The sequence below is a fragment of the Allobosea sp. LC85 genome, assembly GCF_000735605.1.
Classification (GTDB): Bacteria; Pseudomonadota; Alphaproteobacteria; order Rhizobiales; family Beijerinckiaceae; genus Allobosea.
Genome location: NZ_JPKG01000017.1, coordinates 52750 through 71501 on the forward strand (window position 1 = coordinate 52750; position 18752 = coordinate 71501).

At 65.6% G+C, this 18752-nt stretch carries 19 protein-coding genes and 1 other RNA gene; 10 read left to right on the forward strand and 10 right to left on the reverse strand.

Going from position 1 to position 18752, the window contains the following annotated elements; all coding sequences use genetic code 11:
• Window positions 1–14: 14 nt before the first annotated feature.
• From FG93_RS07420 to FG93_RS07450, 7 genes are all read right to left on the reverse strand, one after another.
• Entirely contained in the window at window positions 15–1442 is a 1428-nt protein-coding gene (locus tag FG93_RS07420) for a UDP-N-acetylmuramoylalanyl-D-glutamyl-2,6-diaminopimelate--D-alanyl-D-alanine ligase (RefSeq protein ID WP_043233359.1), read from the reverse strand.
• Window positions 1439–2896, reverse strand: a complete 1458-nt coding sequence (locus FG93_RS07425; protein WP_043233361.1) for a UDP-N-acetylmuramoyl-L-alanyl-D-glutamate--2,6-diaminopimelate ligase — start codon at window positions 2894–2896, stop codon at window positions 1439–1441. The genes FG93_RS07420 and FG93_RS07425 overlap by 4 nt, the downstream gene beginning before the upstream one ends.
• A gap of 25 nt (window positions 2897–2921) precedes the next feature.
• Complete coding sequence (locus FG93_RS07430; protein WP_081881367.1) at window positions 2922–4703, reverse strand: penicillin-binding protein 2; 1782 nt, start codon at window positions 4701–4703, stop codon at window positions 2922–2924.
• Window positions 4700–5089, reverse strand: coding sequence for a hypothetical protein (locus FG93_RS07435; protein ID WP_043233362.1), 390 nt, complete (start codon window positions 5087–5089; stop codon window positions 4700–4702). Before FG93_RS07435 ends, FG93_RS07430 begins: the two co-directional genes overlap by 4 nt.
• Before the next feature lie 2 nt (window positions 5090–5091).
• Entirely contained in the window at window positions 5092–6132 is a 1041-nt protein-coding gene (gene rsmH, locus FG93_RS07440) for a 16S rRNA (cytosine(1402)-N(4))-methyltransferase RsmH (protein WP_052513470.1), read from the reverse strand.
• Window positions 6129–6608, reverse strand: coding sequence for a division/cell wall cluster transcriptional repressor MraZ (locus FG93_RS07445; protein ID WP_043233366.1), 480 nt, complete (start codon window positions 6606–6608; stop codon window positions 6129–6131). The genes rsmH and FG93_RS07445 overlap by 4 nt, the downstream gene beginning before the upstream one ends.
• A 353-nt stretch (window positions 6609–6961) precedes the next feature.
• The gene (locus FG93_RS07450) at window positions 6962–7426 is read right to left on the reverse strand and encodes a MarR family winged helix-turn-helix transcriptional regulator (RefSeq protein WP_043233595.1); all 465 of its coding nucleotides are present in this window, start codon (window positions 7424–7426) and stop codon (window positions 6962–6964) included.
• Window positions 7427–7589: 163 nt separating this feature from the next.
• Here FG93_RS07450 and FG93_RS07455 point away from each other — a divergent pair, with 163 nt between their 5' ends.
• Both FG93_RS07455 and FG93_RS07460 read left to right on the forward strand, forming a co-directional pair.
• Complete coding sequence (locus tag FG93_RS07455) at window positions 7590–8015, forward strand: organic hydroperoxide resistance protein (protein WP_043233368.1); 426 nt, start codon at window positions 7590–7592, stop codon at window positions 8013–8015.
• A gap of 129 nt (window positions 8016–8144) precedes the next feature.
• Window positions 8145–9098 carry an MBL fold metallo-hydrolase gene (locus FG93_RS07460; RefSeq protein ID WP_043233369.1) on the forward strand — a complete coding sequence of 318 codons (954 nt, stop codon included), beginning with the start codon at window positions 8145–8147 and terminating at the stop codon, window positions 9096–9098.
• 47 nt (window positions 9099–9145) lie between these two features.
• Here FG93_RS07460 and rnpB read toward each other — a convergent pair.
• Both rnpB and FG93_RS31090 read right to left on the reverse strand, forming a co-directional pair.
• Window positions 9146–9537, reverse strand: an RNA gene (rnpB, locus tag FG93_RS31115) — RNase P RNA component class A.
• A gap of 60 nt (window positions 9538–9597) precedes the next feature.
• Window positions 9598–10296, reverse strand: a complete 699-nt coding sequence (locus tag FG93_RS31090) for a lytic transglycosylase domain-containing protein (RefSeq protein ID WP_052513471.1) — start codon at window positions 10294–10296, stop codon at window positions 9598–9600.
• Window positions 10297–10760: 464 nt separating this feature from the next.
• On the opposite strand from FG93_RS31090, the gene FG93_RS07470 reads away from it, so the two are divergent.
• The 6 genes from FG93_RS07470 to FG93_RS07495 all read left to right on the forward strand — a co-directional run bounded on the left by FG93_RS07470 (window position 10761) and on the right by FG93_RS07495 (window position 17163).
• Window positions 10761–11510, forward strand: coding sequence for a TerB family tellurite resistance protein (locus tag FG93_RS07470; RefSeq protein WP_043233371.1), 750 nt, complete (start codon window positions 10761–10763; stop codon window positions 11508–11510).
• Complete coding sequence (locus FG93_RS07475) at window positions 11507–12292, forward strand: N-acetylmuramoyl-L-alanine amidase (protein WP_043233372.1); 786 nt, start codon at window positions 11507–11509, stop codon at window positions 12290–12292. Before FG93_RS07470 ends, FG93_RS07475 begins: the two co-directional genes overlap by 4 nt.
• Window positions 12293–12419: 127 nt before the next feature.
• Window positions 12420–14084, forward strand: a complete 1665-nt coding sequence (locus tag FG93_RS07480; RefSeq protein ID WP_161783788.1) for an efflux RND transporter periplasmic adaptor subunit — start codon at window positions 12420–12422, stop codon at window positions 14082–14084.
• Between the two features lie 10 nt (window positions 14085–14094).
• Window positions 14095–14844: an ABC transporter ATP-binding protein gene (locus tag FG93_RS07485; protein WP_081881368.1), complete on the forward strand. Its 750-nt coding sequence runs from the start codon at window positions 14095–14097 to the stop codon at window positions 14842–14844.
• Window positions 14841–16073: an ABC transporter permease gene (locus FG93_RS07490; protein WP_043233373.1), complete on the forward strand. Its 1233-nt coding sequence runs from the start codon at window positions 14841–14843 to the stop codon at window positions 16071–16073. The genes FG93_RS07485 and FG93_RS07490 overlap by 4 nt, the downstream gene beginning before the upstream one ends.
• A gap of 118 nt (window positions 16074–16191) precedes the next feature.
• The gene (locus tag FG93_RS07495) at window positions 16192–17163 is read left to right on the forward strand and encodes a diguanylate cyclase (protein ID WP_081881369.1); all 972 of its coding nucleotides are present in this window, start codon (window positions 16192–16194) and stop codon (window positions 17161–17163) included.
• A gap of 6 nt (window positions 17164–17169) precedes the next feature.
• Here FG93_RS07495 and FG93_RS07500 read toward each other — a convergent pair whose 3' ends face one another.
• Window positions 17170–17532: a helix-turn-helix domain-containing protein gene (locus tag FG93_RS07500; RefSeq protein WP_043233375.1), complete on the reverse strand. Its 363-nt coding sequence runs from the start codon at window positions 17530–17532 to the stop codon at window positions 17170–17172.
• A gap of 123 nt (window positions 17533–17655) precedes the next feature.
• Between FG93_RS07500 and gstA the strand changes: the two genes are divergently transcribed.
• Together gstA and FG93_RS07510 are read left to right on the forward strand one after the other, a co-directional pair.
• Complete coding sequence (gene gstA, locus FG93_RS07505; RefSeq protein WP_043233376.1) at window positions 17656–18264, forward strand: glutathione transferase GstA; 609 nt, start codon at window positions 17656–17658, stop codon at window positions 18262–18264.
• Between the two features lie 14 nt (window positions 18265–18278).
• The gene (locus FG93_RS07510) at window positions 18279–18659 is read left to right on the forward strand and encodes a nuclear transport factor 2 family protein (protein ID WP_043233378.1); all 381 of its coding nucleotides are present in this window, start codon (window positions 18279–18281) and stop codon (window positions 18657–18659) included.
• Window positions 18660–18752: the final 93 nt, after the last annotated feature.

The window sequence follows — 18752 nt, forward strand, 5'->3', positions numbered from 1 at the left end:
ATGTTCCTCTTGTCTCAGTCGTCGGCAGGCACGGCAGGGAACCGGGCGGCAATGGCCTTGACGACCAAGCCCATATGGGAACCGAGCGACCCCTTGACGGTGACGACGTCCCCGGCCCGGATGGCGTCCAGGACAAGCGGTGCAAGCTCGCTCGACTGCGCGGCATAAGCGCCACGCATGCCGGATGGCAAGATGTCGTAAAGTCCGCGCATCAGCGGCCCACAGGCAAAGACCCGGTCGATCGCGTTTCCGGTGATGGGCTCCACGAGCCCCGCGTGCAGCTCCGGAGCACTCGGACCGAGCTCCCGCATGTCGCCCAGTACTGCGACACGGCGGCCTCGTCCGGTCACCGGAATGCGACCGAGATTCTCGATTGCAGCCCGGACCGAAGCCGGGTTGCCGTTATAGCTCTCGTCGATCAGCGTGAACGGGCCGGATGGCGTGCTCAGCATCTGGCGAGCGCCACGACCAGCTGGCGGCGTGAGGTCGCCGAGCGCGAGCGCCGCCAGTGCCAGATCAGCGCCGACGGCCTCGACCGCGGCGAGAACCGCAAGCGAGTTCAGCACGATATGCTTGCCCGGACTGCCGAGTCGGTAGGTCACAGGCTTGCCGAGCACCACCGCGTCGACCGTCGAGACATCAGGCTTGAGCGAGCAGGATAGGAGCCTGACATCGGCATCGGCACGCTCGCCGAAGCTGATGACCCGCCCGGCAGGGCTCTCCTCGGCCAGGCGCCGCAGCAGCTCCGCCTGTGCAATGTCGGCATTGATGATGGCGGTGCCGCCCGGCTTCAGCCCTGTGAAGATCGCGGCCTTTTCCTCGGCGATCCCCTCGATCGACTCGAAGGCAGCCAGATGGACGGGCTGGACAGTGGTGATGATCGCGACGTCCGGTGAAACCATCTTGGCGAGTGGCAGGATCTCGCCCGGATTGCTCATGCCGATCTCGTAGACGCCGTAGCGCACCGAAGCCGGCGTGCGCGTCAGCGTCAGCGGCACGCCCCAGTGATTGTTGTAGGATGCGACGGGAGCATGGGTCTCGCCCTGGCGGGACAGGACGAGTCTCAAGGCCTCCTTGGTGCCGGTCTTGCCGACCGATCCGGTTACCGCGACGACCGCGGCCTTGAGCTCGGCCCGGCGAGCCATGCCGGCCAATTCCATCGCGTGCAGCACGTCGGAAACGACGGCGCACGACCCTGCCCCGACAAAGCCTGCAGCATGGGCTTCATCGATGACGGCAAGGGCCGCGCCCTTTGCGAGGGCGGCCTCGACGAATTCATGACCATCGCGTTCGCCGCCCTTGATCGCGAAAAATACGTCGCCGGGTTGCAGCGTCCGGGTGTCGATCGAAGCGCCGGTCACAGCGGCAGGCATATCGCCGTGCAGACTGGCTCCCATGGCGCCGATCAGACGCTCTCCCGACCACAAAGGCACGCCGCTCATGCTTCGATCTCCGCGATGGCCGTCCGCACCACGTCGTGATCGGAGAAAGGCAAGGTCCGATCGCCTACGATCTGGCCGGTTTCATGGCCTTTTCCAGCCACGACGAGAAGATCCCCAGGGGCGATCAGGCCGACTGCGGTGCGAATGGCCTCCGTCCGGTCGCCTATTTCACGCAGCCCCGGAGCGGCCGCCAGGATCTCGGCGCGGATAGCAGCGGGATTTTCGCTGCGTGGGTTGTCGTCGGTGACGATCGCGATATCGGAGCGCTCGGCCGCAATGCGCCCCATGATCGGGCGCTTGCCGCGATCGCGGTCGCCGCCGCAGCCGAAGACGCAGATCAATCGCCCGGGTGCATAGGGCCGCAAGGTCGCCAATACGGCCGCCAGCGCATCCGGCTTATGGGCATAGTCGACGATGACGAGGCCGCCCTTGATCTCGCCGACACGCTCGAGCCGCCCAGCCACGCCGCGTAGCCCCGAAATCGCCTGCAGCGATGAATCTTCATCTTCGCCCGTTGCGATTGCGAGACCAGCTGCAACCAGTGCATTGCCGGCCATGAAGTCGCCGACCAGAGGCAGCACGACCTCCAGGTCGCGCTGCTTGGTCCGAATTCTGAGCCGCTGCGAAAAACCTTCGCGCGCCGCGCCGAGCAGGGTCAGCGTTTCACCTGCCTTGCCGATGCCGATCACCGGATGCCCCTTGGCGAGCGCGGCCTGCGCTGCCTCGGCGGCGTAAGGCTCGTCGCGATTGATCACGACCGGCGCTCCATCCGGCAGAAGCTCCCAGAGCCTCAGCTTGGCAGCGAGATAATCGGCCACGCTCGGATGATAATCGAGATGGTCGTGCCCGAGATTGAGGAAGGCGCCTGCTTTCAATCTCACCCCGTCCAGGCGGCGCTGGTCTAGTCCGTGGGAGGACGCTTCCATCGCGAGATGGCTGATGCCCTCGCCGGCAAGCTTGTCGAGCGAGGCGTGCAGGGAGAGCGGATCCGGCGTGGTCAGGGAACCGTAATCAGCTCCCTTCGACGTCACGACGCCAATCGTGCCGAGACTGGCGGCTTCATGGCCCAATGCCGAGAAGATCTGACGGGTGAAGTCGGCAACCGAGGATTTACCGCTGGTCCCGGTCACCGCGACGATCGTGCCGGGCTGGCGCGGATGCACCCGCGCGGCCGCAAGCGCCAGAGCCCGGCGCGGGTCGTCGACGCGGGCGAAGGCCACCGACGCTTCGAGATCTGCGGGACGCGCATGATCTGTGACGATGGCGGCTGCACCGCGCGCCACGGCATCTGCGACAAAGCGCGCGCCGTCTGTCCTGGCGCCCGCATAGGCGACAAAGACGTCCCCCGGCTTGACCTTGCGGCTGTCCATCGCAACCCCGCCGACACGGCGGGACGCATCTTCGGCGAATGCCCCGGGGAAGAGTTCACCGAGACTGAATTCGCTGCTGCCCATGATCTCGCCTGTCAGTTTCGTTGCTTCAGCGCGTTCCCCAGGCGCCGAGCTTCGCCATCAACGGGAACGGAGCGACCGGCGGCTCGAAACGCGGCGGCAAGCCGAGGACCGGCGCCGCACGCTCGATGACCTTGCCGGTCGTGATACCGGCATTCCAGGCGGCGGTCGAATAGCCGCCGCTCTCGGCATAGCCCTTGGGCTCGTCATAGATCGAGAGGAACAGATAGCGCGGCTTGTCCGCTGGCACGATCGCCATGAAGGTCGTGAAGTTGCGGTTCTTGGCGTAGCGCCCGCCAATGACCTTTTCGGCCGTGCCGGTCTTGCCGCCGACAAAATAGCCCGGGACATCCGCTTTGCGGGCAGAGCCGCGCTCGCCATTGAGACGCATGATATAGCGCATCGCCTCGGAGGTTTCCGGCTTGATGACGCGAAGCCCCAGGCGCTTGGCGTCCTCCTCCGAGCGCTTGACGAAGGTTGGAGTGATCAGATTGCCGCCATTGACCAGGGCCCCGACAGCGGCGAGTGCCTGGATCGGCGCAACCGCGAGGCCGTGACCGAAGGCAATGGTCGCGGTGTTGAGCTCGCCCCAGCGCGGCGGGATGAGCGGTTCGGCGCTCTCGGGCAATTCGGTCCGCATGCGATCGAGCTGGGCCATCTTGCGCAGGAAGGCCTTGTGGCCCTCGACGCCGACAGACAGCGCCATCTTGACCGAACCCATGTTCGACGAATGCACGAACACCTCGGGGACGGTCAGTGTCCGGCCGGTGCCATGGTATTCGCGAATGACATGGCGGCCGAAGCGCATCATGCCGCCGGCGGTCGAATAGGTGGAGTTGATGTTCGCCTTGCCGGAGTCGAGCGCCATCGCAACCGTCAGCGCCTTGAAGGTCGAGCCCATCTCGTAGACACCGACATTGATCCGGTTGATGCGGTCCTTCTCATGCGCATCGACCGGGTTGCTCGGATCATAGTCAGGAAGAGAAACCGAAGCGATCATCTCGCCTGTCGTCACATCCATGATCGCGCCCGCCGCCGCGATGGCCCGGTACTTCTCCATACCTTTGACCAGTTCGTCGCGCAGCAGGTGCTGCACGCGCAGGTCGATCGACAGCGCCACGGGCTTGAGATCCGACCCCTGGGTCGCAAGACCGGCGCCGTTCAGGTCCTGCAGCCCCTGCGAGTCGATGTATTTCTCTATGCCGGCAATGCCGACATTGTCGACATTGGCAAAGCCGAGCACATGCGCCGCTGCCGGCCCGTTCGGGTAAACGCGCTTGTTCTCCGGCACGAAGCCGACGCCGGGAATGCCGAGGCGATGAACCTCCGCCTGCTGGCGCGGCGTGATCTCGCGCTTGACCCAGATGAAGCCGCGTTTGGTGCCGAGCCTGTCGCGCAGATCCTTCGCGTCGAGATCGGGCAGCACGGCGGTCAGCAGCTCCGTTGCCTCGTCCTTGTCGAGAATCTTGCGCGGCTCGGCGAAGACCGAGACGGTCCTGACGTCGGTCGCGAGAACGGTTCCGTTCCGGTCGACGATATCAGGCCGTGCGGCCGAGATCGCGTTGGAGGTCGCGCGGCGCAGACCGACCTGCTCGTTCGGCAAGGTGGCGAGCATCACCAGACGGCCGGTAATGGCCAGGAACAGGGCGGAGAAGCCCAGGATCACGAGACCGACGCGCGGCTGGCTCTTCTCGCCGCTCATCCGGAAGACATCGCGCAGGAAGTGGAGCCGACCGCGCGGCACCGACTGGCCTTCCTCGATATTGTCCGGGCGCAGGTGATCTGTCGCAGAGAGCTTCGGCTCCGTCATGGGCGGGCTCCCGGCGTGGTGACGCCACTCGTCTTGCGATCCCTCGGCGTCTCGGTCGGCAGACCGAGGCCGAGATCCTCAAGCTTGCGGCCGATGGAATCCACCTTCGGGCCGCGGTTCGGGATATCCGAGGCGCGCACGACCTGCGTCACCGTGAACGGCTGGAGGTCGAGATGGCGCTCGGTCAGTGCCTGCAACCGATCAGGCCGGTTCAGGAACTGCCATTCGGCCTTGAGCACGGCGATCGCATCGCGCTCGCGCTGCGCCTTGGCCTTGAGCTTTTGCAACTGCTCGGATTCGAGCGTCGTCTCGTATTTGATCGTGTAGGCATAGAGCGCCGAGGAGACCAGTGCGCAGATCGCGACCACATGCAGGAGCTTGATCATCCCTAGGGTCTCCGGCGAGGCTGCGGTGACGGCACGCCTGCAAGCGCAGTGAGTTCAGCCTCCGGCCCGCGAGCCGGGGCAGCAGTGCGTTGCGCAGCGCGCAATTTGGCGGAACGAGCGCGCGGATTGCTCCGCATCTCCTCTTCGGAAGGCGCGACTGCTCCCCTGGTCACCAGCGAGAAGGTCGCGGCTGGCGCTGTCGTGGCTGGCGCATGGCGCGAAGCGGCCGGCGCGCGCCCGGAACGGGTCGCCAGGAACTGCTTGACGATGCGGTCCTCAAGCGAATGAAAGGTCACGACGGCCAGGCGCCCGCCCTCGCCCAGCACCTCCTCGGCAGCGTGCAGGGCCCGCACCAATTCGCCGAGCTCGTCATTGACCGCGATGCGCAAGGCCTGGAATACCCGCGTCGCCGGGTGCGCGCCGCCGGGCTCCGCCCAGACGATGCTGGCCACGAGATCGGCCAGTTGCTTCGTCGTCGTCAGCGGCGCCTTGCGCCGGGCCTCGACGATCGCGCGCGCGACGCCTCGCGAGCGACGCTCCTCGCCATAATGATAGAAGATGTTGGCGAGCAGTCCCTCTTCGGCCTCGTTGACGAGGTCGGCGGCACTCTGCCCATCCCGGCCCATGCGCATGTCGAGCGGGCCATCGAAGCGGAACGAGAAACCGCGCTCTGCCTCGTCGATCTGCATCGAGGAGACGCCGATATCGAGCACGACACCGTCCAGCGGCATCATCTTGAACAGCCGCGCTTCCTTGGCGAGGTCTCCGAAGCATGCCTGCGACAAGATCAGCCGCCCGTTCATTTCGGCGACCAACCCTGCCCCGCCGGCGATTGCCGTCGGGTCGCGGTCGAGCGCGAGCAAGGTCGCCGTCGGCTCTCGCTCCAGCAGCTGGCGAGAATAGCCGCCAGCGCCAAAGGTGCCGTCGAGATAGCGTCCCCCCGGCTTGATCGCGAGCGCGTCGATAGCTTCCGCCATGAGGACCGGAACATGTCGGGTCGATCCGCCAGCGGCCCCGTGATCCCGGCTGCCGTGCCCCGTCATGCGCCTGTCGCTCCCGGTGAAGTCGTCATGTGCGAACCCAGCGTGCGCTTGACGTCGCGCAAGCGGCTGCGCGCCGCCTCCAGATGTGACTGGAAGCGGGCCGGCTCCCAGATCTGAAACTTGTGGCCATGGCCCACGAAGGTGACCGCATCGGCGATGCCGGCATGCGCCCTCAGGGTCTCGCTGAGCATGATACGCCCTTCCGGATCGACCTTCAGCACCTCCGAGGTGCCGTTCAGCGCTGTCGAGAGAGATTCCCACTCGTCCGAAAAGGGAGAAAAGCGGGAGAGAATGTCGTCGATGGTGGCTCGCAGCGCGTGGCCGCCCGCATCGAGCGCTTCCAGGTCGAGCGAGGGATGGACGTAAAGCCCTTCGTAGCCATCCTTCGCCAGGACGGCGCGAAAGCTCGCGGGGATCGAGACGCGCCCCTTGGCATCCAGCCGATTGGTGAAATTCGAGACGAAGCGGTCCGTCAACGCCGCCTCCCGGCTCGCTCCCCACCGGCGCGTAGCAGCGCCTCGGCGGCGGGTTCGAGGCCTCCCATCGAAGCAGGCACAGCAGGGTCGAGACGCAAGATCCGCGCGGCACACGGACCTTGTTCTGCGTTCTGCCTGCCGGCTTCGACGGGATGATTTGGGATAGCATGGGCAAATTTGGGCGTCAATGGAATCGCGTTCACCGACGCAGTGACGCCGGCCCTGCTTCGCATCACAGCCTGTTAAGGTTAAGCATCCGTAAGCGCGGGCGTTTTCTCGGGAATCCGGGACGCACAAGCGCTCGCCTGCGGCGTCCCGGCCGGGCGACCTGGATGAAAAATGTCGCGGAGGGTTTACGCCGGTCCGTCGGCAGCCGTGAGCAGCGCCTGGCGCAGCCTATGCAGATCTTCGGTCAGCGCGGCGACCCGCTCCGCCGAACCGCCGATCGCGCAGACCATCCTTTCAGGCACGCGACGCGCCCTCTCGCTGAGCGCCCGTCCTGCTTCGGTCAGGCTCAGCCGGACCTGCCGCTCATCCCGGCGGTCGCGCTCGCGGCGGACCAGACCAGCGACCTCCAGCCGTTTCAGCAATGGCGTCAGCGTGCCGGAATCGAGCATCAATCGCTCGCCGATCTCCTTCATCGTCACGCCGTCATGATCCCACAAGACAAGCATGACGAGATATTGCGGGTAGGTCAGGCCGAGTTCAGCAAGCACCGTACGATAGAGGCGGGTGAAGGCATGCCCCGCAGAATAGATCGCGAAACAGAGCTGCTCCTCCGCCTTCGGAAGTGGGGTGGCGGGAACCTTCGGCGTCATCATCTCTTCGTTTGGCATGAAGCGACGGGCCCTTCAAACTCCAGGCTTTCCGCGGCCCGATCACCGATCACCGATCCGTGATGCGCGTGTCATCCTGTTGACAATTTAATTGTGCACAATCTAAATCGACATGCAAGTTCCCCCGAGCCCAAGGAGTTCGATCATGAAGATCCTCTACACCGCTCATGGCTCCGCCACCGGCGGCCGTGAAGGCGAGGCAGCCACCGACACGGGCAACGTCAAGCTGGTGCTGAATACGCCGAAGGAGCTGGGCGGCGGGGGCGGCGACGGCACCAATCCCGAACAGCTGTTCTCGATGGGCTATTCCGCCTGCTTCCTCGGTGCGCTGAAGTTCGTCGCCGGCAAGGAGCAGGTAAAGATTCCGCCGGAGGCGCGCGTCAGCGCCGATGTCGGCATCGGCCCGCGCGACGACGGCACTGGCTTCGGCATCGCCGTGAAACTGACCATCTCGGTCCCGGGCGTCGACAAGGCCGTGGTCGAGGACCTCGTCAGGAAGGCCCATATCGTCTGCCCGTATTCCCACGCGACGCGCGGAAATATCGACGTTGATCTCCAGGTTGCGGCCTGAGGCGACGCTGCCCATCTGAACTCTCGTGGCCGGACACCAACCCGACCACGAGACGATCAAGCCGGGCGCAAGACAGGCGCAGGCATCGTTTCCGGACGCTTTCGATCCCTCTCGCCTCTGGAACAGACCATGTTCAACCGCCGCAACTTCCTCGCCGGCGCGGCTGCAACCAGCATGCTGCCCGCACTCCCCGCTCTTGCCCGCGCTCCGCAAACGGCAGCGCAGGTTGCAGGCATTTATCGCCGCAAGGTCGGCGATATCGAAGTCACTGCCATTCTCGATGGCTATATTCCACTGAATGCCCAGGCCTTCCTCGGCGCGGATCCCGCCCAGGTCAAACAGATCCTGGCCACCGCGGGCTTGGGCGAGAGCTTGCCGACCTCGGTCAATGCCTTCGTCGTCAACACCCGCGAGCGGACCTACCTTGTCGACACCGGCACTGGCTTCAACATGGCCTTCGGCCCGACGATGGGACGCGCAGAAGGCAATCTGCGCGCAGCTGGCATCGATCCGGCACAGGTCGACGCGGTGATCCTGACCCATGCCCACCCGGATCATGCCGAGGGCCTTCTGACGGCAGAGAAGACAGCGCGCTTCCCCAATGCCGAACTGATCATCAGCGAGGCCGAATACGCCTTCTGGCATGACGAGGGCGTGCTCGCCCAGGCGCCAGCTGAAGCCAAGCCTTTCTTCGCCTCGGCCCGCAATTCGCTCGCCCCCTATGCGAGCCGCACCCGCAAGGTGAAACCCGGCGAGGTCGCGCCTGGCCTCAGCCTCGAGCTGGTACCGGGCCATACGCCTGGCCATAGCCTGCTCCGGATCAGTTCGGGTTCCGAGCAGCTCATGCTTGTGGGCGATACCATCCACAATGCCGCGATTCAGACGGCACGCCCCGACATCGCCTTCGTCTTCGATCTTGATGGCAAACAGGCAGCCGCCTCGCGCAAACGCGTGCTCGACATGGTGGCGAGCGACGGTGTCCTGATCACCGGCTCGCATATCGCCTTCCCGGGCTTCGGCAAGGTGATGAAGGACGGCGCGGCCTTCAAGTTCGTGCCGGCCGAATGGACCTACGCACTGTGAAAGACGCGAAGAGCGGCATAGGCCGCTCGTTGCCCTGCGGGGCAGAAGGTGCCAGCCGGCCTGTAAGCCGGGTTCTGGATGGCCGGCGCATTGCTACGCCGACGTGACGGCCATTCCTCTGGGACGCACATTGCTGTGCGCCTCGAGCAACCAACCCGGACGACCAGGCCTGGAAACCGGCCCCCTCGCCCTTGCGGGAGAGGCATCGTCCCTATTCGGTTTTGCTCCCGGTGGGGCTTGCCATGCCGTCCCCGTTGCCGGGTCCGCGGTGCGCTCTTACCGCACCTTTTCACCCTTACCCCGCGCCGAAGCGCGAGGCGGTTCGATCTCTGTGGCGCTTTCCCTGGGGTCGCCCCCGCCGGACGTTATCCGGCACCGTGTTTCCGTGGAGCCCGGACTTTCCTCCCCCGCGAACGGGAGCGGCCGTCCGGCCGACTGGCAGCGGCGCTAGTGCGCCCTCCCCCGCCCCGCGTCAAGCGAGGCCGAGGCGGTTTGCCCGTCAATTCTGCGCGCTGATCGTGCGGACCTTGGCGCAATAGGTGCGGTTGGCGCCGCTCATGCGCTGGGCCATGTGCCCGCTCTGGTATTTCATCACAGTGCGGCAGGTATCGCCGCCGGCCAGGCGGTAGGCTTCCGCCAGATATTTCACGGCGTAGCGGGCATTGGTCTCGGCATCGAGCAAACCGCTGGCGCTACCGGTATAGCCCATGCCGCGCGCGGTCTGGTGGCGGATCTGCATCAGCCCATAATTGCCGGCATTCGAGGCCCGGGGGTTGTAGCGGCTCTCGATGCGCACGACCGCGTCGGCCAGCGCAAACGGAACGCCATTGGCGGCGGCGTGGCGCGCAACGATGGCCTTGAGCCCGTCGGCACCAGCCGGAGCGGCCAGCGTCCGGGGGCGGCCGTTGCTTGCCGTCACGCCCTCATCCGCGACCGGGGCTGCCGCAGTCAAAGCGGCCACAGCGGTACGGCGGCTGGCGCTCGCCTTGGCGCGCTTTCCACGCTCCGCCGGAGCGGCGCTCTCGGTCTTCGAGGTCGCCGAACCGGCCTCCTGCGCAGATGCCTCACGCTTGATTTCCGCGTCCCGGACGATGAAGGCGAGAGCATCGCTCTCGCTGTTCGTAGCAGCCTTGGCAGGCTGCAAAGAGGCGAGGCAAATCATGAGCGCGGCAGCAGCACCGCTGGAGGTATATTTCATCTTTTGTGGACCCCATCCATCAGAAAGGCGTTTGATGGGGAGACCGAACTGATCGGAGAATGTGTTGATAATCTGACGACTGGCAGGGCGAATCTAAACTATACTCGGCGCAAATTTTTATTAATGCCTTTACTACGATAGAGGTATTCATCGTGTATTATCCGACATCGCGAACACGCTGCCAAAGCGTTCGCAACCGGGGCGAGCCGAATCAAACCATTGCCCCATTGCTGACGTATTCCGGGTCGAAAGCCGCATTTGTCCTCATTTTCCACCACCCGGAGGATCGCGCGGCCGCCGGAAGAGCCCCCGAGCGACCCCTGCCACCCCGTCTGCGCGACATCTGCCATGCCCTGGGTCGCTTCGCCTGTCGCTTGCGGGCGGTTTTCGTCGGACTGGGCTTGGATGGCCCGGCGGGACCGGGCAAACTGCGCGCGGGGCTGAATCGGGGAGTTGCCTGAACGATGGTTTCGTCTTTTTGGGGCGCGCTCGGTGGCGGCGGTCTTGGACTGGCGCTGGGCGGCCCGCTCGGCGCGCTGGTCGGTGCGCTTGCCGGCCATGTCCTGGTCGATCGCGAGGGGGCGCCCTTCGCTCCCGCACCGCGCGAGCTGATTTTCACGACCGGACTGGTTGCCCTCTCCGCGAAGATGGCCCGCTCCGACGGTGTCGTCACCCGCGACGAGGTCGCTGCCTTCGAGCGGATCGTCACGGTGCCTCCCGAGCACGAGGCCCGGATTGAGAGCCTGTTCGATCTCGCCAAGCAGACAAGCGCCGGCTTCGAGGCCTACGCCACGCAGATCGCCGAGAGCTTCAAGGATGAGCCGGCGCTGCTCGAGGATGTGCTCGACGGGCTGTTCCTGATCGCCGCAGCCGACGGCGCGATCCACGAGGCCGAGCATGACTATCTGCGCAATGTGGCGCAGATCTTCTCGATCAACGCCGCTGGTTTTGCCCGCATCGAGGCACGCCATATGCGCCGGCCGGACGACCCCTATCTCGTGCTCGGCGCCAGCCGGGAGATGAGCGATGCCCAGCTGAAAAAGCATTATCGCCGCCTCGTCGCCGAGAACCATCCTGATCGCGAGATCGCGCGCGGGCTGCCCGAGGAAGCGATCGCGATCGCCACGAACCGCCTCGCCGCCATCAACGCTGCCTGGGATCTGATCGAGAAGGAGCGAGGCCTCGGCACCGCCAGACTTCCGGAGCCCGCATGAGCCTCATTGCTACCCCTGACAGCCGTTTCGCCGCCAAAGTCTTTCCCTCGCCGAACCACGGCGAACGCCGGGACGCGAACGATGTCCTCCGACGCCCCGACATGCTGATCCTGCACTACACCGGCATGAGCGATGCCGGCGAAGCGCTGCAATGGCTCTGCAACCCGGTCTCGCAGGTTTCCTCACATTATTTCGTCTTCGAGAACGGTCATGTGCTGCAACTCGTTCCCGAAGGCCGTCGCGCCTGGCATGCCGGCGCATCGCATTGGGCCGGCGAAACCGATATCAACTCCTGTTCGATCGGCATCGAGATCGCCAACCCCGGCCATCCCGGCGGCCTGCCCGATTTCACGCCGGAACAGGTGATCGCCACACTCAATCTGAGCCGCGATATCTGCGAGCGCTGGAGCATTCCACCAGAGCGGGTCCTCGCCCATTCCGACATCGCACCCGGCCGCAAGATCGATCCCGGTGAGAAGTTCCCATGGCGGCAATTCGCGGAGGGCGGCGTCGGCATCTGGTCCGAGCCGGCCCCGATCCGTGGCGGTCGCTTCTTCGCGCGCGGCGAGCGCGGCCAGCCGGTCGAGGCGCTGCAGGCGATGTTTGCCATGCTCGGCTATGGCGTCACGGTCGACGGCATCTACGACGAGAAATTCGAAGCCGTCGTCGCAGCCTTCCAGCGCCATTGGCGGCAGGAGAAGGTCGACGGCGTCGCCGATGCTTCGACGATCACGACGCTGCGCGACCTGGTGGCCATGACGCAAAGCGCGCGGATGGCGTGAGCCCGAGAGCTGGGCGCAGACACGCTCCAAACATTGCCGTAAGTTAACTCGCCTGCGTGCTCGCTTTCTGGCATCGTTCGGACCCTGCGAAATGTGTCCGGCTACGCCGGATGACGGGGACAACGACTTGCGCAAACTGGTGATCGCTGCCGGCCTTGGCTTGACCGCCGCAGCAGCAGGCTATTGGGCAATCCGCCCCACGGGGGGAGCAGCCAGTGACGTCGCCTATCGTACGGCGTCGATTGATCGGGGCCAGATCACCGCAGCCGTGCGCGCCACCGGCACATTGACTCCGATGACCACCGTCCTGGTCGGCTCGATGCTGTCGGGCCAGATCGTCGAGATCCTTGCGGACTACAATTCGCAGGTGAAGGCCGGGCAGGTGGTGGCACGGCTCAACAGCGACCAGATCCGGACGCGGCGCGATGCCGCCGCCGCCGATCTGGCCCAGAGCAAGGCCGACCTCATCGTCAAGCGCGCCCAGCTCGAGCGCGCCAAATCGAGCCGTCTCAAGGCCAATTCGACCGTCAAGGACCTTGAGGCACAGCGCGATCGCGTCGCCGCCCAGTTGGCCGATGCAAAACGCACTTTCGACCGGCAGAACGAGCTCTTCAACCGCAACACCGGCTCCCAGCAGAACCTGGACAGCGCCCGCACCCAGGTCGAAATCCAGACAGCCACGCTCGCCTCGACAGAGGCGCAGATTTCCTCGGCCAAGGCCGAACTCAATGGGCTGGACGCCGACATCCTGCTGGCGGAGGGGCAGCTTCAGTCCGGCGAAGCACTGATCGCCAGTCGCGAGGCCAAGCTCAAGGACATCCTGATCGATCTCGAGCGAACCGATATCCGTTCGCCGGTCGACGGCGTCGTGGTCCAGCGCCAGATCGATCTCGGTCAGACGGTCGCCGCCTCGCTCTCCGCACCTGTTCTGTTCCAGATCGCGCAGGACCTGCGCGAGATCGACATCTACGCCAATATCGACGAGGCCGATGTGGGCCGCCTCCAACCTGGCCAGCCCGTCTCCTTCACGGTCAACGCCTATCCAAACCGCACCTTCGAAGGTCGCGTCAACATAGTGCGGCTGGGTGCGCAGACCATCCAGAACGTCGTAACCTATACCGGCGTCGTGCGTGTCGAGAACCGCGACATGGCGCTGCTCCCGGGCATGACGGCCAATATTCAGGTGATCACGGAAGACCGCAGCAACGCATTGCGTGTCCCCAATGCAGCCTTGCGCTTCCGCCCGCCCGGTCAGGCAGCGGGACCTGCAGGGGCTGCTGCGTCCCCATCAGGAAGTCCGCAGGCCGGACGCGGTGGTGCCCGTGCTGTGACCGCGCTGCGCGAGCGCCTCGAAACCGAGCTGCAGCCGACGGCCGAACAGAGGCAGGCGATCACCGCCATCATCGAGGAGCGCCGGGGGCCCGGCCGAGCCGCGATGGCCGGCCTCTCCGAGGACGAGCGTCGCGCGGCCTTCCGCGCTGCCCGCAGCGAAATGCGCGCGAAGATCTCGGCTGCGCTCGATCCCGAACGTCGCGCCAAGTTCGAGACGATGATGGAAGAAGGCCGCGCGCCCTCGCAAAAGGGAATTCCCGGACGCGTCTATGTGCTCGACAGCGAGGGCCAGCCCAAGGTGATCCAGCTCATGCTCGGTCCAACCGATGGCGCCTATACCGAGATCGTCTCCAGCGACCTCAAGGAAGGCATGCAGGTCCTCGTCGGCGGCGGCCCGCGCAGCACTGCCACAGCGGAACCCGCCGGCCGTCCGCCAGTGCGCGGTCCGCGTCTGTTCTGAAGGCAGCCTCATGGCCCTGATCGAAGTGCATGAACTCAGCCGGATCTACAGCCTCGATTCCGGCAGCGTGATCGCGCTCGACCGGGTCTCGCTTGAGATCGAAACCGGCGATCTTGTCGCGGTGATGGGCCCCTCCGGCTCGGGAAAATCCACGTTCATGAACCTGATCGGCTGCCTGGATCGGCCGACCGGCGGCCATTACCGGCTCGATGGGGTTGCGGTCGAAACCTTGTCGAGCGATGGTTTGGCCGAGCTGCGCAACCGCAAGCTCGGCTTCGTCTTCCAGCAGTTCAACCTGCTGCCACGCGTCGATGCCTGTGCCAATGTCGAGCTTCCCATGGTCTATGCCGGTCGCGACCGGAAGATACGGCGCGAGAAGGCACTTGCCGCGCTTGGGCGCGTCGGGCTGGCGGAGCGCGCTCATCATCGGCCGATGCAGCTGTCCGGCGGCCAGCAGCAGCGTGTCGCCATCGCCCGCGCACTGGTGAACGAACCGCGCCTTCTGCTCGCAGACGAACCGACCGGCGCGCTCGACAGCCGGACCGCGCTCGAAATCCTGGCCCTGTTTCAGGACCTGAACCACGAAGGTGTGACCGTCGTCATCGTCACCCACGATGCCGAGGTCGCGCGCCACGCGCGGCGCGTCATTCGCTTCCGTGACGGACACATCCTCTCCGATGAGCGGCAGGAGCCAGCCGACGCGCGTGCCGCGCTGGCAGCGCTCGACCGCGCGCCTCCGACCGCCGAGGTCGCGGCATGAGCATCTGGGAAGCCATTCGCTCGGCTCTTTCCGCCATCGGCGCCAACGCGTTGCGCTCGGCGCTGACGATGCTCGGCATCATCATTGGCGTAGCCGCCGTCATCGCCATGATTGCGATCGGCTCCGGTGCGCGTGAACGCGTCACCGGGCAGATCAAGTCGCTCGGCGCCAATCTCGCCATCATCCAGTCCGGCAACGTCACGCAAGGGGGCGTCAGGCTGGGCGCTGGCGCCTCTTCGACCTTGACCGACGAGGATGCTCGCGCCGTCCTTGCCGAGGTCGAGAACGTCACTGCTGCGGCACCCGTCATCATCACCCGCGCCCAGGCCGTCTATGCCGGCACCAACTGGTCGACACAGATCACGGCGACCGATCTCGATTTCTTCACCGCACGCGAATGGGACGTGGCCGAGGGCCGGCTGTTCGAGCCGGAGGAGTTGCGGCGTGGCGAGATCGTCGCCGTCATCGGCCAGACCGTGGCGAAGAACCTCTTCGGCGAGCAGGATCCGCTCGACCAGATGTTCCGCATCCGCAACGTGCCATTCAAGGTCATCGGCGTGATGGCGCCCAAGGGCCAGTCGGCGCTGGGCCAGGATCAGGACGATGTCATCTTCGTGCCGCTGGACACCGGTCGGCGCCGGATCATCGGCCGCAACTATGCCCGTGATCGTTCGGTCCAGACCATCATGGTGAAATTTGCCAGTGAGGACGCGATCGCGCCAGGCATCGCGGACACGACTGCACTGCTGCGCCAGCGTCACAGGCTTCCCGAGGACCAGGACGACGATTTCATCGTTCGCAATCTGACCGAGATCGCCAACACCGCGACAGCCGCCGCCACCACGCTCTCCTGGCTGCTCGCCGCCGTCGCCGCCGTGTCGCTGCTGGTGGGCGGCATCGGCATCATGAACATCATGTTGGTCTCGGTGACCGAGCGCACCCGCGAGATCGGGCTGCGGCTCGCAGTGGGTGCACGCCAGCGCGACGTGCTGGCCCAGTTCCTGATCGAGGCGACGACGCTCGCGACCATCGGCGGCGCCGTGGGCATCGCGCTTGGCGTCGGCGCGGCTCTCACCATCGCCCGCATCGCCAACTGGCCGTCCGTCATCTCGATCGAGACAATCCTGATCGCGGTCGGCGTCTCCGGGATGATCGGCGTCTTCTTCGGCTTCTATCCGGCGCGGCAGGCTGCACGGTTGGACCCGATCGAAGCCCTGCGGCGGGAATAGCGGAATGCGAATCCCTGCGGCTGCAACAACCCGTTAATCATCATCGCCTAGCTTCGGCGACACTGCGGCCGGAGGCGCAAAGCCGGTTGCTTGGCGCCCAAGCCGAGACCTGAATCCCATGTCGCTGCATGACGCCGAAGCCAGACGTCTCTACGATCAGGCCGCGCAGTTGGCCGGGATCGGCGCCTGGGAATGCGAACTCGCCACCGAACAGCTCACCTGGACAGGCGGCGTCTACGATCTTTTCGGCCTGCCGCGCGGCTCGGCCTTGCACCGCCCGTCCATCGTCGACCTCTACACGAACGACTCGCGCGCCGAGATGGAGCAGCTTCGCGGCACGATGATCCGCTCCGGCAAGGGCTTCGTCCTCGACGCCAGGATCCTGACCGCCGGAGGCACCAGCCGCTGGATGCGCCTGAGCGCCGACATCACGCACCAGCAGGGCCGGCCCTGGCGCATTTACGGCGCCAAGCAGGACGTCACCGGCGAGAAGCAGATGTGGCAGGGCTTGCGTCAGCTCGCCTACAGCGATCCGCTCACCGGCCTCGCCAATCGCCGGGCGTTCGAGGCGCAGCTATCCGAGCTGCGGCGCATGCCCGCTGACGGCACTGCCCTTGGCGCGCTCGCCCTCATCGATCTCGACATGTTCAAGCCGATCAATGACCATCTCGGCCACGCCGCTGGCGATGAATGCCTGCGGCAAGTGGCACTGCGGCTGGAAGCCACGCTGAGCGACGCGCTGACGATTGCCCGTATCGGCGGCGACGAATTCGCGCTGCTGATCTGCTCGACCGCCGGCTGGCCCCATATCCTGCACCGGCTGAACCAGGCCCTTGCAGTGCTCTCGCGCCCGGTCACCTGGAACGGGCGGTCGATCGAGATCAGTGCCTCGATCGGCGCGACGATGCTGCTGCCGGGCCGGCACCATGATCCCGACCGGAGCCTCGCCGAAGCCGATTCTGCGCTCTACGTCGCCAAAGCGTCGGGTCGTAATCGGCTGCATCTTTTCGGCGAGCCATTGCAGGGACATCCCGGCGCCGACGCGATGCATGGCGCGCTCGCGGACATCAGGGCGCTTCGCGCCGGTTGATGCGCTTCAGGCGGCCGCCGCCTGCCCCATGCGTTCCTTCAGGCGCTGCCCGACCGCGACGATCGCCTCGATCGCCGGCATCAGTTCCAGCCCGAGACCGGTCAGCCCATATTCGGCTGATGGCGGCGAGCTCGTCAGGATTCGCCGCTCGACGATGCCCCGGCTTTCGAGATCGCGCAGGCGCTCGCTCAGCATCTTGGCCGAGATCAGCGGCATGTCATGACGCAACTCGCCGAAGCGACGCGGACCGGCACTCAGATACCAGATCACATTCGGCGTCCAGGCCTTGCCGAGCACCTGCATGCACGTACCGACAGCACAGGTCGGCGGCGGGTTCTTCGCCCGATTCTTCCGTATCTTCAGCACCATGCCAGGTTTTCTCCGGTTACCGGAATGATACCGGAAAATGCAGTAACGACAAGTTACCGAGTATACAAAGGTTATCACCCAGCCTACCGCTCTGGCCACCGGTCAACACGGAGACGCACCACCATGAAACTCTACTACGCTCCCGGCGCCTGCTCGCTCTCGCCCCACATCGCGCTGCGCGAAGCCGGCCTGCCCTTCACCCTCGAGAAGGTCGACACCAAGACCAGGACGACCGAGACCGGCGCCGACTTCACCACAGTCAATCCGCGCGGCTATGTACCGGCCCTGCAGCTCGACAGCGGCGAGGTGCTGACCGAAGGCGCGGCGATCGTCCAGTACATCGCGGACTTGAAGCCCGAGGCGGAACTCGCGCCAAAGGCCGGAACGCTGGCGCGCGCACGGCTGCAGGAAGAGCTCAATTTCATCGCCTCCGAGTTGCACAAGGCCTTCGCGCCGCTGTTCAGCACCACGCTTGGCGACGATGCCAGGCGCGAAGCGAAGGAGAAGGTCGCCCGACGTTTCGGCGATGTCGAGCAGAAGCTCTCGGACGGGCGCCCCTATCTTCTCGGCGAGACCTTCAGCGTCGCGGACGCCTATCTCTTCGTCGTCACGAACTGGGCCAACCATACCGGCGTCGCGCTCGATGCCTGGCCGAAGCTCCAGGCTTTCATGCAGCGCCTGACCGGCCGCAACACCGTGCGCCAGGCCATGCAGGCCGAAGGCCTGATCTGAACGAGGCGCCTGCGATGGATACCCGGTTTGCCGAAATCGTCGAGGTTCTGACGCGCTATTTCGATGGCCTCTATCACAGCGATGCCGGCAAGCTCGCCGGGGTCTTCCATCCGCAGGCGATCTATGCCTGCGCCAGCGAGGGCAGTCTCACCCACCTGACCATGGACGCCTATCTGCCCATGGTCGCAAAGCGTCCCTCCCCGGCAAGCCGGGGCGAGGCGCGGCAGGACCGCATCCTCTCGATCGAGTTCGCCGGGCCGGTGACCGCGCTCGCCCGCGTCGCATGCGCCATCGGGCCGAAATCCTTCACCGATCTGCTCAGCGTCGTCCAGCTGGATGGGCGCTGGCAAATCATCGCCAAGGTCTTTCACTTCGATCTGGCGGCGTCTCCGTGACCGCGCGTTCCCCGTACCGAACGGCCTGTAAAGGAGGAGCGCGCCTGATGTCGATCCAAGCGCGCGGGCGTGGCGGCTGAGCAAGGGCGCCAA